General features: G+C 30.5%; 14 protein-coding genes. 5 read left to right on the top strand and 9 right to left on the bottom strand.

From position 1 onward, the window contains the following. Positions 1–57 precede the first annotated feature (57 nt). From CLV91_RS08175 to CLV91_RS08140, 8 genes are all read right to left on the bottom strand, one after another. Entirely contained in the window at positions 58–3,024 is a 2,967-nt protein-coding gene (locus CLV91_RS08175; protein WP_121067840.1) for a M16 family metallopeptidase, read from the bottom strand. A 153-nt stretch (positions 3,025–3,177) separates the two neighbouring features. Next, on the bottom strand, positions 3,178–4,050 hold the full coding sequence (sucD, locus tag CLV91_RS08170; protein ID WP_121066219.1) for a succinate--CoA ligase subunit alpha: 873 nt from the start codon (positions 4,048–4,050) through the stop codon (positions 3,178–3,180). Positions 4,051–4,121: 71 nt separating this feature from the next. Then, positions 4,122–5,054, bottom strand: coding sequence for a UDP-3-O-(3-hydroxymyristoyl)glucosamine N-acyltransferase (locus CLV91_RS08165; RefSeq protein ID WP_121066216.1), 933 nt, complete (start codon positions 5,052–5,054; stop codon positions 4,122–4,124). A 12-nt stretch (positions 5,055–5,066) separates the two neighbouring features. Continuing rightward, positions 5,067–5,633, bottom strand: a complete 567-nt coding sequence (gene efp, locus CLV91_RS08160) for an elongation factor P (protein ID WP_121066213.1) — start codon at positions 5,631–5,633, stop codon at positions 5,067–5,069. Positions 5,634–5,701: 68 nt separating this feature from the next. Continuing rightward, positions 5,702–6,487 (bottom strand): acyl-ACP--UDP-N-acetylglucosamine O-acyltransferase, encoded by a 786-nt coding sequence (gene lpxA, locus CLV91_RS08155; protein WP_121066210.1) that lies wholly within the window; start codon positions 6,485–6,487, stop codon positions 5,702–5,704. 2 nt (positions 6,488–6,489) lie between these two features. Beyond that, entirely contained in the window at positions 6,490–7,884 is a 1,395-nt protein-coding gene (locus CLV91_RS08150; RefSeq protein ID WP_121066207.1) for a bifunctional UDP-3-O-[3-hydroxymyristoyl] N-acetylglucosamine deacetylase/3-hydroxyacyl-ACP dehydratase, read from the bottom strand. 8 nt (positions 7,885–7,892) lie between these two features. Further along, a complete protein-coding gene (lpxD, locus tag CLV91_RS08145) occupies positions 7,893–8,909 on the bottom strand; it encodes a UDP-3-O-(3-hydroxymyristoyl)glucosamine N-acyltransferase (protein ID WP_121066203.1) in 1,017 nt (338 codons plus the stop codon). Positions 8,910–8,932: 23 nt separating this feature from the next. Beyond that, positions 8,933–10,162, bottom strand: a complete 1,230-nt coding sequence (locus CLV91_RS08140; RefSeq protein ID WP_121066201.1) for an HD domain-containing protein — start codon at positions 10,160–10,162, stop codon at positions 8,933–8,935. Between the two features lie 35 nt (positions 10,163–10,197). Between CLV91_RS08140 and porX the strand changes: the two genes are divergently transcribed. The 4 genes from porX (at position 10,198) to CLV91_RS08125 (ending at position 13,186) form a co-directional block, all read left to right on the top strand. Then, positions 10,198–11,742 carry a T9SS response regulator signal transducer PorX gene (gene porX / locus CLV91_RS08135; RefSeq protein WP_121066198.1) on the top strand — a complete coding sequence of 515 codons (1,545 nt, stop codon included), beginning with the start codon at positions 10,198–10,200 and terminating at the stop codon, positions 11,740–11,742. Between the two features lie 6 nt (positions 11,743–11,748). Then, on the top strand, positions 11,749–12,156 hold the full coding sequence (tsaE, locus tag CLV91_RS08130; protein WP_121066195.1) for a tRNA (adenosine(37)-N6)-threonylcarbamoyltransferase complex ATPase subunit type 1 TsaE: 408 nt from the start codon (positions 11,749–11,751) through the stop codon (positions 12,154–12,156). 158 nt (positions 12,157–12,314) lie between these two features. Beyond that, entirely contained in the window at positions 12,315–12,446 is a 132-nt protein-coding gene (locus CLV91_RS17015; protein WP_262697339.1) for a hypothetical protein, read from the top strand. Between the two features lie 86 nt (positions 12,447–12,532). Further along, positions 12,533–13,186 (top strand): hypothetical protein, encoded by a 654-nt coding sequence (locus tag CLV91_RS08125; protein ID WP_121066192.1) that lies wholly within the window; start codon positions 12,533–12,535, stop codon positions 13,184–13,186. Positions 13,187–13,249: 63 nt separating this feature from the next. Here CLV91_RS08125 and CLV91_RS16835 read toward each other — a convergent pair whose 3' ends face one another. Beyond that, positions 13,250–13,426: a hypothetical protein gene (locus tag CLV91_RS16835; protein WP_170146721.1), complete on the bottom strand. Its 177-nt coding sequence runs from the start codon at positions 13,424–13,426 to the stop codon at positions 13,250–13,252. A gap of 122 nt (positions 13,427–13,548) precedes the next feature. On the opposite strand from CLV91_RS16835, the gene fumC reads away from it, so the two are divergent. Then, positions 13,549–14,946, top strand: coding sequence for a class II fumarate hydratase (gene fumC, locus CLV91_RS08120; RefSeq protein ID WP_121066189.1), 1,398 nt, complete (start codon positions 13,549–13,551; stop codon positions 14,944–14,946). Positions 14,947–15,011 lie beyond the last annotated feature (65 nt).

The raw sequence follows: 15,011 nt of genomic DNA, 5'->3' as shown, positions 1-15,011 counted from the left end.
ATATACCAATTAAAAATACTCTTCATAAATTATAAAAGAGCTTTTCTTTTAATTTTATTAGCCCTTTACTGGAGCCGATTTTTCAAAATTAAAAATTTCATCAATATCCATTTCTTTAATATCTCCTAACTTTTTTAATGCCTTAAAATCTATGTCTTTTTTATTTCCAATTACCATAACATTGTAATTTTCCCCTTTAATATTTGTATTAAAAAAAGTTTTTAAATCATTTAAAGTCATGTTTTTTATAGCATTATACAGCGCTTCTCTATTATCATTTTCAAATCCTCTTTTCTTTAAAGATTCATACGTCCAAAAAATGTTAGATTTTGTAATTCTTTCTGCTGCTATCTTTTTTAATGTTGCTTCTTTAGCTTGATTAAATTGTTCTTCTGCCTCTGGCATTGTTGTCATTAATTCCATCATAGCATCTACAGCTTCTGGCAGTTTATTTGCTTGTGTTCCTACATACGCCATAACGTAGTCTGAATTTCCTTTTTCTCTTGCATTGCTATAACTAGAAAAAGCAGAATATGCTAATGATTTAGATTCTCTAATTTCTTGAAAAACTATAGAAGATAAACCACTACCAAAGTACGTGTTAAACAATCTAGATACAGCCATTTTTTCAGCATCAAACTCTGCTCCTTTTGCTAATAAAAGAATTTCACTTTGTACCATATCATAATCTACAAAGTAAACATTACCTCCCGTTTCTTTTTCCTCATACTTTTTTCTTTCTGGATAGTCTTTCAAGGAAGCCACGTTAACATTATGATTCTTATCCAAAGATGCAATAGCATTATCTACATCCTTCCCATAGTAGAAAATACGTTGTTTATAATTTCTAAGTGCTTTTACTTTATCTACTAATTCTAAAGGTGTAATAGCCCTTAATTCAGTCATAGTATAAATATCTCTCAAACGTGAATTTTCACCATATTTGCTATAATTCATTAGTCCGTTCCAAAAAATATTTCCTTTTTGAGTTTTTGAATCCTGTCTTCCTTTTAATATTTTATCTACATATTTATCATAAGACTCTTGATCAGGAACAGCATTATTCCAAAGATGCTCTAATAAAACTAAACCTCCATTTAGATTTTCTTTTAACCCTGAGATACCTACATACGTTTTATCATCTTTAGCGGTTACAGAATATGAAATTCCAATTTTGTAAAATTCTTGTTTTAGCTCTTCAGGAGTATATTTATCGGTGCCTAAATAGTCTAAATACCCTGCTGCTAAAGAAACCATTGGGTCGTTATCTTTACCCATATCAAAAATAATACTCATATTAAAAATATCGTTATTAGGGTTTTCTATATAGGAGACATTTAATCCATTTTTAGTTTTTGTTTCTTTAATAGCAGATTTATAATCTACAAATTGAGGTTTTAAATCTGGAGAAGTAAGTTTATTAAAGCCCTTTATAAAGTCAGACTCTTTATCTCTATTTATCTTTATTGGGGTAATTCCAGGGTTTTCAACTTTAACAATGCTCTTGTCTTCTCCTTTAATTTTATGAACCTCTACATAATTATCTGCATATAATTCATTTGCAAATAAAACTACCTCTTCTTTTGTGATTTTTTTCATTTCATCTAGCATACTTAAACGCTTATTCCAGTCTTGAAAACCAATAAAAGCTCCTAAATATTCATATGCTGTTGATGAGGAGTTTTCAAAAGACTTAATTTTAGAAAGTCGTAAATCATTTACAACTGCATCTAAAAGCCAATCCTCAAATTCTCCTTTTTTAATTTTCTCTAGTTGCTCTAATAGTAAATTTTTAACCTGATCTAGAGTTTGTCCTTGTTTTGGAGTACCGTATAACAGATGAAAACCATAATCATTATTAAAATTGGTAAAAGAAGAAGCGCTTTGCACCATTTGTTTTTGATTTAAATTTAAATCTATTAATCCTGCATTAGAATTTGCTAACATATAATCTATTAAAGTAACCATTACTTCTTCTTTATCACCTTTTCCTTTGGTTCTAAAAGCAACATATATAGATTCTGCCGTAGGCCCATATACTTCTTTTTTAATAGGATTTGCTAAAGGTATTTCTTCTGGAAAAGTAGGGTGCGAAACTTCTTTAGATGTATAGTCCCCAAAAGAATTATTAATTTTTTTTATAGTTACCTCAAAATCTAAATCGCCAACCATAATAACTGCCATATTATTTGGTACATAATAGGTATCAAAATAATTATGAATAGCCTTCATTGATGGATTCTTTAAATGCTCTGACTTCCCTATTGTAGATTGTGTACCGTAAGGATGATTTGGATACAGGCCTTCTAAAACTGCAAAATATTGTTTCCTTCCATCACTATCCTGCCCTCTATTAAATTCTTCATAAACGGCCTCTAATTCGGTATGAAATAAACGTAATACTAATGTTTTAAAACGTTCACTTTCTACTTGTAACCATTTATCTACCTCATTAGAAGGTATTTTATTAACATATACTGTTTGTTCATTAGAAGTAAAAGCATTTGTACCTTCTGCACCTAAAGAGCTTACCATTTTGTCATACTCATTAGCAATAGAAATATTAGAAGCAAGTAAAGAAACAGAATCTATTTTTTTATAAATATCTTTTTTCTTTATTGTATCGCTTTCAGCTTTATGAGCTTCATACAGGTCCGAAATTTGATTTAAAAAAACTTTTTCTTTTTCAAAATCTTGTGTTCCTATTTTGTCGGTGCCCTTAAAAACCATGTGTTCTAAATAATGTGCTAAACCAGTATTATCTGCAGGGTCATATTTAGAGCCTGCTCTTACAGCAATTAAGGTTTGTATTTTTGGTTCTTCCGTATTTTTTCCTAAATAAACTTTTAAACCGTTATCTAAAGTGTACAATCGTAAACCAGTTGGATCATTATTAAAAGACTCATAAGTGAACCCATTTGCATCTTTTGTGATACTTGAAGAATAGGCTTCTTTTTTAGAGTCTATTTTACAAGCCAATAAAAATAAAAACGCGAAAGCGGTACTTAATACTAGTTTTTTCATTTTAATTAAGTATTTAAAAGTCATTAGTAGTTTACATAATTTATCAAGGAAATGTTGACGAAAATTAACTGTAAAAAAAATCCATCATTCTAATGTAAGAATGATGGATTTAATGTAAGAATTATTTTGAAAGATTTAACACTTTACATGTTATTATCCCATAACTTCTTTTACTTTAACACCTATTTCGGCAGGAGAATCTACAACATGTATTCCACATTCTCTCATAATACGTTTTTTTGCTTGTGCAGTATCATCACTACCACCAACTATAGCACCAGCATGCCCCATAGTTCTTCCTGCAGGAGCAGTTTCACCAGCAATAAAACCAACAATTGGTTTTTTACTTCCACTTGCCTTATACCATTCTGCAGCATCAGCTTCTAGTTGTCCTCCAATTTCTCCAATCATAACAACACACTCTGTTTCAGAATCATTAATTAATAATTCTACAGCTTCTTTTGTTGTAGTTCCAATTATTGGGTCACCACCAATACCAATTGCAGTAGTTATTCCTAGTCCTTGACGAACCACTTGGTCTGCAGCTTCATAAGTTAAAGTTCCTGATTTAGAAACAATACCTACATTCCCTTCTTTAAAAACAAATCCTGGCATAATACCAACTTTTGCTTCGCCTGGAGTAATAACACCTGGACAGTTAGGACCAACAAGTCTACAGTCTTTATCTTTTATGTAATTAGAGGCTTTTACCATGTCAGCTACAGGTATACCTTCTGTAATAGTAATTATAACTTTAATACCTGCATTAGCTGCTTCCATAATAGCATCGGCAGCAAATGCTGGCGGTACAAATATAATAGTTGTATCTGCCCCTACTTTTTCAACTGCTTCTAAAACTGTATTAAAAACAGGTTTTCCTAAATGTTCTTGACCTCCTTTTCCTGGAGTAACACCACCAACAACGTTAGTACCGTAATCAATCATTTGTCCGGCATGGAAAGTTCCTTCACTTCCTGTAAAACCTTGTACTATTATTTTAGAATCTTTGTTAACTAGAACACTCATACGATATTATTTTTTTAATAACACAAAAATATGCGTTTGTAAATGATTTTTAAAGTAAACTCCTTTTTAATTTACTTTTCTACTTTTTTTATTATTTCTGGAATCTTTTTTATGTAAGCCAATTGCTTTAGTTTTTCTCTAGATTCTTCTATTGGAGTTCCAAAATAGCTTTTTCCTCCTGGCACAGATTTAGTAACTCCAGTTTGTCCCATTATAACAGCTTTTTTTCCAATAGTAATTCCACTATTAGTTCCTACTTGCCCCCATAAGGTAACTTCATCTTCAATAATAACACAACCAGCAATTCCTGTTTGTGAGGCTATTAAACATTTTTCTCCAATAACAGTATCATGCCCTACATGTACTTGATTATCAAGTTTTGTTCCTTTACCAATAGTGGTATCTCCTGTAACTCCTTTATCTATAGTACAAAGAGCTCCAATATCTACATTATCTTCTAAAACAACTCTTCCTCCAGAGCGCAATTTATCAAAGCCTTCAGGTCTATTTTTATAATAAAAAGCATCTGCACCTAAAACACTTCCTGCATGAATGGTAACATTATTTCCTATAACACAATTATCATATATAGCAACATTAGAATGTACAACACAATTTTTCCCTATTGAAACATTATTACCTACAAAAGTATTGGGTTGTATAACGGTGCCCTCTCCTATTTTTGCACTTTCTGCAATAGTAGAACTTGCAGGCACAAATGGCTTAAAATAAGTTGTTAGTATATTAAAATCTCGAAAAGGGTCATTAGAAATTAATAGCGCTTTACCTTCAGGACAGGTTACTTCTTTATTTATCAATATAGTAGTAGCCTTAGAGTTTAGCGCTTTATCATAATATTTTGGATGATCCACAAATACAATATCTCCCTTTTCTACAACATGAATTTCATTCATACCAGTTATAGAAAAATTATCTTCCCCTATATATTTGGATTGAATAATTTGAGAGATTTCTTTTAAAGTATAAGATTTAGGAAATTTCATTCTAAAAAACTACTATTCTTTTACTCTTTCCATGTAGCTACCTTTTTCTGTATCTACTTTAATTTTATCTCCTTCATTAATAAATAAAGGCACGTTTACTTCTGCTCCAGTTTCTACTTTTGCAGGTTTTGTTGCATTTGTAGCTGTATTACCTTTTACACCAGGCTCTGTATATGTAACCTCTAACACTACACTTGCAGGCATTTCTACAGATAAAGGCATGCTATCTTCTGTATTAAACATAATTTTTACAACAGTACCTTCTTTTAACAAGCCAGGAGCATCTAAAGAACTTTCTTGCAATGTAATTTGGTTGTAATCATCAGTATTCATAAAATGAAACGTATCTCCTTCTGGATATAAAAATTGATATGAACGCGTTTCTACACGAACATCTTCTATTTTATGCCCTGCAGAAAAAGTATTATCTAAAACTTTTCCAGAACTAACACTTTTTAATTTTGTTCTAACAAAAGCAGGGCCTTTTCCTGGTTTTACATGTAAAAATTCAATGATTTTGTATATATCATTATTATATCTGATGCATAATCCTTTTCTAATATCTGATGTAGATGCCATTTATTTGTTGTTAGTTATTCGTTAATTATTAAAAGATATACTCTCTTAACTTATCCTATATTTTATACTTAATTATTACTAAAATACCCTTTCATAATACCACGTTGCGAGTCTCTAATAAACTGAAGAATTTCATCGCGCTCGGGCGTTGCTTCCATTTCTGCTTCAAGAATTTGAACTGCTTGTGTATTATTATAATTTTTTTGATATAGTATTCTATATATATTCTGAATTTCTCTAATTTTTTCTGAAGCTATTCCTCTTCTTCTTAAACCAACAGAGTTTATACCAACATAAGAAAGTGGCTCACGTGCAGCTTTTACAAAAGGCGGTACATCTTTACGTACTAAAGAACCTCCAGTTACAAAAGCATGCTGCCCTACAGATACAAATTGATGCACTGCAACTAAACCAGCTAATATTACATTATCTCCAATAGTTACGTGTCCTGCTAGAGTTGAGTTGTTAGAAAAAATACAATTATCGCCAACTAAACAATCATGCGCTACATGACAATAAGCCATAATTAAACAATTTTTACCTATAACAGTTTTCATTCTGTCAGAGGTTCCTTTATGTATTGTCGCACATTCTCTAATAGTAGTATTATCTCCTATAACAACTGTAGTTTCTTCGCCATCATACTTTAAATCTTGTGGCGGTGCAGAAATTACTGCTCCTGGAAAAATATTACAATTTTTTCCAATTCTTGCTCCTTCCATAATGGTTACATTGGACCCAATCCAAGTACCATCACCAATAGAAACATTATTATGAATTGTTGTAAAAGGTTCTACAACAACATTTTTTGCAATTTTTGCACCAGGGTGTATATAAGCTAAAGGCTGATTCATTTTTATTTCTTTTTAGCTATTTGTGCCATTAATTCTGCCTCACAAACTAACTTATTATTAGCATAAGCATATGCTTGCATATGACAAATTCCTCTCCTTATTGGAGTAATTAAACTACAATGAAAAACTAGTGTATCTCCCGGAAGCACTTTTTGCTTAAACTTTACATTATCCATTTTCATAAAAAAGGTAAGGTAGTTTTCTGGGTCTGGTACAGTACTTAAAACTAAAATACCGCCAGTTTGTGCCATTGCCTCTACTTGTAATACGCCAGGCATTACTGGTGCACCAGGAAAATGACCAACAAAAAATGGCTCATTCATAGAAACATTTTTCATACCAACAACATGTGTATCAGAAAGCTCTAAAACCCTATCTATTAATAAAAATGGAGGTCTATGAGGTAACATATCCATAATTTGATGAATATCCATTAAAGGTGGTTGGTTTAGATCATAACTAGGAACTTTATTTCTTTTCTCTAGTTTAATAATCTTTGCAATTTTCTTAGCAAATTGTGTATTTACATAATGCCCTGGTTTATTTGCTATAATTTTTCCACGTATTCGAGTTCCTGCTAATGCTAAATCTCCAATAACATCTAACAATTTGTGTCTTGCTGCTTCATTTGGTTGGTGCAATGTTAAGTTATCTAATATACCATTAGGCTTAACAGATAGCTTTTCTTTATTAAAAGCTTTCTCCAATTTTTTCATTGTGGTTTCGGAAATTTCCTTATCCACATAAACAATAGCATTATTTAAATCTCCTCCTTTAATAAGTCCGTGCTCTAATAAAGCTTCTAACTCATGCAAAAAACTAAAAGTTCTTGCATCTGCTATTTCAGTTTTAAAATCACTAAGTTTTTCTAAAGTAGCATTTTGAGTTCCTAAAACTTTAGTACCAAAATCTACCATTGTAGTTACCATATACGTATCAGATGGTATTATAGTTATTTCACTACCAGTGGCTTCATCTTTATAAGAAATAACATCTTTAACAATATATTCTTCTCTTTCTGCTTCTTGTTCTACAATACCAGTTTTTTCTAAAGCTTCAACAAAAAACTTAGATGAACCATCCATTATTGGTGGTTCTGGAGCATTTAATTCTATTAAAACATTGTCAATTTCTAGACCAACTAAAGCGGCTAAAACATGCTCAGATGTTTGTATTTTAACACCATGCTTTTCTAAATTTGTACCTCTTTGTGTGTTTACTACGTAATTAGCATCTGCCTCTATTATTGGCTCCCCTTCTAAATCCACTCTTTTAAAAGCATAACCATGATTTTCTGCCGCAGGTAAAAATTTAAGAGTTACATTTTCTCCTGTATGTAATCCTACACCTGTTAGGGTAATTTCTTTTCCAATTGTTCTTTGTTTTTGTGGTTTCATATTCACAATTATTCTTTTTTTTCCAATTGATTTATTCTATTAACAATTTTTGGTAAATTTTTAAAATGCACATAAGATTTGTTATAATCTCCATAATTTAATGCTGGAGAACCTTGTAAAATCTCATTATCTTTTACATTTCTCCCAATACCAGATTGCGCTTGTATTCTAACATTATCACCAATAGTAATGTGCCCAACAATACCTACTTGCCCACCTATCATACAGTTTTTACCAATCTTTGTAGATCCTGCAATACCAGTTTGGGCAGCAATAACTGTGTTTTCTCCAATTTCTACATTATGCGCTATTTGTATTTGGTTGTCTAATTTTACACCTTTACGAAGTATTGTAGACCCTAATGTTGCTCTATCTATTGTAGTTCCTGCTCCAACATCTATATTATCTTCTAAAATTACATTCCCTGTTTGTGGTATTTTACTATAGGATCCATCTTTATTAGGTGCAAAACCAAAACCGTCTGCCCCAACAATAACACCACTATGAATGGTACAGTTTTTTCCAATAACAGACTCCGAACAAACTCTTGCACCTGCTAAAACAGAACTATTATCTCCAATTATCACATTGTCTCCTATAAAAACATTTGGATAAATCTTTACATTTTTTCCTAAAACAACATTAGTACCAATATAAGTGAAGGCTCCTATATAAACATCTTCTTCATATTTTGCAGTATCTGCAATAAATACAGGACTCTCTATTCCTTTCTTATTATTTTTTACTTCATTATAATATTCTAATAGTTTAGAAAAAGATTCATAAGCATCTTCTACTTTTATTAATGTTGTAGATATGCTTTGCTCTGGAATAAAGTCTTTATTTACAATTGTAACCGATGCTTTTGTAGAATATATATGTGAAGTATATTTTGGATTAGCTAAAAAAGTAAGAGATCCTTTTTCTCCTTCTTCTATTTTGGCTAATTTGTGAACGGCAATCTCTGGGTTTCCTTCAATTTCCCCTTCTAATATGCCTGCAATTTGACTCGCTGTAAATACCATGAGCACAAAAGTAAGAAAAATAGTTAAACGTAATCTTTAGGGTAGCATATATAATATTTAGAAACCGTTTTAGAAAGCGTTTTTATTTTTAAATAATCAGACAGTTTTGCAATATCTACTACTCTTCCAGATTTTTTAAGAATATTAATTGGCTGATAATCTCTATCATACGCCTTATTTTTTATCTCCCCTGTAAAAACAAAATAGTTTGTTTCTTCATCAGTTAAATCATTTTCTGCCTTAAAATCATTAAAATGTTTTTCAAATTTAATGTCAGAAATAGGTTCATTTTTAACTTTTACTTGTAAAAGTCTTCTATTTATAACCATTTGGCATAATTGAGACAAAACAAAATCGGAACTTTCTTGCCAATTCTTAATTGCAGAAAGAATATCAATATCGTCTAACTTAGAAAATCGTACTAATGTATCTAAATCAAAATTATCAATATCAATTTTATTTTCTAAAAAGAACTTTAAATTCTTACTGCACTCTAGATCTTCTCCTCTTACTATTAATTCTTTAGAACGTTTTAATATGCGCATTAGTAATTGCTCTGCAGCTACTCCAGTTTTATGCAAATACACTTGCCAATACATAAACCTGCGAGCCATAATAAATTTCTCAATAGAATAGATCCCTTTTTCTTCTATTACTAACTCTCCATTAACTACATTAAGCATGGTAATTAAGCGTTCTGCATTTGTATTCCCTTCTGCCACACCGGTATAAAAACTATCTCTTTTAAGATAATCTAACCTATCCATGTCTAATTGACTAGATACTAATTGATTTAAAAATTTTTTAGGGTAATTACCATTAAATATTTCAATAGCTAATGTTAACTTCCCTTCAAACTTTATATTTAGCTCTTTCATAAAACATAAAGAAATATGTTCATGGTTAACCCCTTCTACAATACTATGTTCCATTGCATGCGAGAAAGGTCCGTGGCCAATATCATGTAGAAGAATTGCTATTAAAAGCCCTTCTTCTTCTTCTTTTGTTAATTCTACTTGCTTAAACCTTAGTACTTGTATAGCTTTTCGCATTAAATGCATACACCCTAAAGCATGATGAAAACGTGTATGATGTGCTCCTGGATATACCAGATAAGAAAGTCCCATTTGAGAAATTCTTCGCAACCTTTGAAAAAAAGGATCTGCAATAAGATCAAAAATTAAAGTGTTGGGAATTCTAATAAATCCGTAAATTGGATCATTAAATATTTTAAGCTTGTTAGATTTTATCAAAATCGGTATAATTTACGCACAAATATAAGTACTAAATGAACAAGATAACAATACTTTGGGTAGATGATGAGATAGATTTATTAAAACCACATATTCTATTCTTAGAAGCAAAAAACTATTTAGTTGTAACCTGCAAAAGTGGGCAAGAAGCCTTGGAAGAACTCCAAGAAACTCGTGTAGATATTGTTTTCTTAGATGAGAATATGCCCGGTATTTCTGGATTGGAAACTTTAAACGAAATTAAAATATTAAATTCTTCTTTACCCGTAGTAATGATTACTAAAAGTGAAGAAGAACTTATAATGGAAGAGGCTATTGGCTCTAAAATAGCAGATTACCTTATAAAACCTGTTAATCCTAATCAAATTTTACTGTCTTTAAAAAAGAACTTAGACCATTCTCGTCTGGTTTCAGAGAAAACTACTGCAAATTATCAACAAGAATTTAGAAAAATAGCTATGGATTTAGCTATGGTAAATTCTAAGGAAGAATGGGTAGAATTATACAATAAGTTAATATACTGGGAATTACAATTAGAAGAAATTGAAGACAGCAGTATGTTCGAGATTTTAGAATCTCAAAAAACAGAAGCAAATAATCAATTTTCAAAATTTATTGATAAAGAATATAAAGATTGGTTTGTAAATAATAATGCCCCAGTATTATCGCACACTTTATTTAAAAAATGGGTAGTTCCTGAGCTTAAAAACAATAAAACATTATTAGTTGTTATTGATAATCTTAGATTAGATCAATGGTGTGCTTTTGAAGATACAGTAAACACTTTTTATAAAAAGATTAAAGAAGATTGTTACTTTAGTATTTTACCTACTGCTACGCAATATGCCAGAAATGCAATATTCTCTGGGCTTACCCCATTAGAAATGGAAAAAAAACATCCGAACTGGTGGAAAAACGATACAGATGAAGGAGGGAAAAACCTTTTTGAAGATAAATTTCTTGGTGCACAAATAAAGAATTTAGGTTTAGACATAAAATGGGAATATCATAAAATAAGTAGCTTAAAGCAAGGAAAACAACTTTCTCAAAATTTCAAATCTCAGAAAGATAATGATCTAACCGCCATTGTTTACAATTTTGTAGATATGCTCTCACATTCAAAAACTGAAATGGAGGTTATTAAAGAACTTGCTTCTAATGATAAAGCGTATAGATCATTAACACAAAGTTGGTTTAAAAATTCTCCTTTATTAGAAATAATACAGCAAGCCCAAACTATGGGAATGAAACTTATTATTACTACAGATCATGGAACCATAAATGTAAAGCAAGCATCTAAAGTAATTGGAGATAAAGACACCAGCTTAAACTTAAGATATAAAACAGGTAGAAGTTTAACTTATGACGAAAAAGAAGTAATTGCTGCAACAAATCCTAAAAACATACAATTACCAAGTATAAATATGAGTAGTTCTTTTATTTTTGCAAAAAATGATATGTTTTTTGCATATCCAAATAACTATAATCATTATGTAAAATACTATAGAAATACCTACCAACATGGTGGCGTTTCTTTAGAGGAAATGATTATTCCTTTTGTAGTATTAGAGCCTAAATAAAATTAGATGAACATTATATATTCTGAAAATCAGCTAAAAGAAGTTGCCGAAGAGATTTTAAGAAACGCTCCAAATAAATTTTTAGCTTTTAATGGTGAAATGGGAGCTGGTAAAACAACATTAATAAAAGAAATAGTAAAACTTCTTGATGTAAAAGATATAGTAAACAGCCCTACTTTTGGAATTGTAAATGAATATGAAAATACAGAAGGAGAATTAATTGCCTATCATTTTGATTTTTATAGATTAAATGATGAAAATGAAGCGTTAGACTTTGGCTTAGAAGATTACTTAAATTCTAAAGCATGGATTTTAATGGAGTGGCCAGAAAAAATACCTTCTTATCTTCCTGAAGATACTACACAAATTACTATAGAAATTATTGATGCTACTAACCGCCAATTAGTTATGTAACCCTTTATCTTATACTTCACCTCGATTTAAAAACATCGACAAAATACTTATTTATACGTTAAAGCGCTCAATTTTAACGTTTAAATGCATTTTCGCATCAATTTTTTAGTTACTTTCGTTTTTAGAAACACTCCATGTCTAACTAAATACTTATGAAAATGAAAAAAATTATTTTTGCTTTTGCAGCAGTAGTTACCTTAATGGCTGTCTCTTGTTCCCCAAACACATCTTCTGATGATGATCAACTGTATGAACAAGGAATAGATAAAAAACATCTAAGGCCAGAATAAAAAATATAAAAAAAGGGCGATATTAATTGCCCTTTTTTTATACTTTTTTTAAAACATAATCGTTAGTAGAAAAGAACTTCTACCTAATGATTAATAATTCTACAAGTAAAAAAGCTAAAACAAAAATAATTTTAGAATCTATTTTTGTATTTTTTATTGCTGTATCTCCTTTTTTATATAAGTTTTATGATTACTTGCCAAAAGAACCAAATGAGACAATTTCTTTACTTGGTTATACAATAGATAATGGAGGTTTTCATAGTGTTTCTGTATATTTCTGGTTCCTTTTCAGTAAAATCATTCCTTTATATCTTATGATTATTTGGTTTTTTTCTTCTAAAAACTGGTGGTATCATATTATTATTATTCCAATCGCAATGTATGCATTTCAGTTATTTGAGGTTTTCTCAGATTCTGATGATATCATTGATACAGAAAACATATGGTGGGTAATTCCTATTTGTATGGTAGTTATTCCTATTGTCTATTTTATACGTATTAAATTATATGATAGGTATGTGCATGGTATAGATATAGAAGCCATGGAAAAAGAACTTCACATTCTTAAAGAAAAACAAAAGTTAAAGAAAGAAACTAAAGAGTTTAAAACAGAACAACTTTCAGAAGAGGAAGATATTTATAAAAAATACTCCTGGTCAGAAATTATAAATAGAAAATTATCTACCCGTAGTTTAGAAAAGTATTTTAGAAGCTTTGGGAATACACTTAATAATTGGTAATCAAAGTGTAAACAAAAATAACTAAAAACAAAAAAGGGAAATCTTATTTAGATTTCCCTTTTTTTATGCGTTTTCACGAGCAGCTTTTTTAGCATCTCTTTTTTCTTTTAGTAATTCTTTAATGTTACCAAATAACCAGTAAGGGATAACAAATGTTAACAAAAAAATCATTAACCAAAAACCTATGGTTAAAATGGTTAAAAATGATAAAAATCCTAAATATTGGTCAAAGTCAAACATGATATATAATATTAACAATGCAAAGATACTTTTAAATACACTAATAGTGCAAATCAAAATTAAAAAAAATGGAAATAAATCTGTAAACCCCTACCTTTGATATAAATAAAACTTTTTAAAAAATGAGCTTTAGGATAGAAAAAGACACTATGGGCGAAGTAAAAGTTCCTAGTGATAAGTATTGGGGAGCACAAACAGAACGCTCCAGAAATAATTTTAAAATTGGAGCAGCTGCATCTATGCCATTAGATATAGTATATGGTTTTGCTTATTTAAAAAAAGCAGCAGCTTATACCAATCATGAATTAGGAGTACTTGCCGTTGAAAAAAGAGATTTAATAGCTACTGTTTGCGATGAAATTCTTGCTGGAAAACATGATGACCAATTTCCTTTAGTTATTTGGCAAACTGGTTCTGGTACGCAAAGTAATATGAATGTAAATGAGGTAATTGCTAATCGTGCTCATGAAATTGCAGGAAAAATAATAGGTGAAGGCGAAAAAACTATACAACCTAATGATGATGTAAACAAATCGCAATCTTCTAACGATACCTTTCCTACAGGAATGCACATTGCAGCTTATAAAAAAATAGTAGAAAATACTATTCCTGGTGTTAGTCAACTACGAGATACTTTTGCTAAAAAAGCTAAAGAGTTTAATACGGTTGTAAAAATTGGTAGAACCCATTTAATGGATGCTACTCCCCTAACCTTAGGACAAGAATTTTCTGGTTATGTATCCCAATTAGACCATGGATTAAAAGCATTAAAAAACACACTAGCGCATTTAAGTGAACTTGCTTTAGGTGGTACTGCCGTAGGTACAGGTTTAAATACTCCAGAAGGTTATGATGTATTAGTAGCAAAATATATTGCAGAATTTTCTGAACTACCTTTTAATACTGCGGAGAATAAATTTGAAGCTCTAGCTGCACACGATGCTATAGTAGAAAGTCACGGAGCTTTAAAACAATTAGCAGTTTCCTTAAATAAAATTGCAAATGATGTAAGAATGATGGCTTCTGGTCCTCGTTCTGGTATTGGTGAAATTATTATTCCTGCAAATGAACCAGGTAGTTCTATTATGCCTGGAAAAGTAAACCCTACTCAATGTGAAGCACTTACTATGGTATGTGCGCAAGTAATGGGTAATGATGTAGCTGTTACTATTGGCGGTACACAAGGTCATTATGAATTAAATGTTTTTAAGCCAATGATGGGCGCAAATATTTTACAATCTGCGCAATTAATTGGAGATGCATGTGTAAGTTTTGATGTTAATTGTGCCTCTGGCATAACGCCTAACCATAGTGTTATTAAAGAATTATTAAACAATTCTTTAATGCTTGTTACGGCTTTAAACACTAAAATTGGGTATTATAAAGCTGCCGAAATTGCAAATACTGCACATGAAAACGGAACTACTTTAAAAGAAGAAGCCATTAATCTTGGGTATGTATCTGCAGAAGATTATGATGCTTGGGTAAAACCAGAAAATATGGTAGGTAGCTTAAAGTAATAATTAAATTCTACTACAAAATAAAAGAGCCAATCAAATTAATGATTGGCTCTTAAATATTAATG

This window comes from Maribacter vaceletii, assembly GCF_003634105.1.
GTDB classification, from domain to species: domain Bacteria; phylum Bacteroidota; class Bacteroidia; order Flavobacteriales; family Flavobacteriaceae; genus Maribacter_B; species Maribacter_B vaceletii.
The sequence above is the reverse complement of the archived record's forward strand: the minus strand, read 5'-3'. Positions and strand labels throughout refer to the sequence as shown.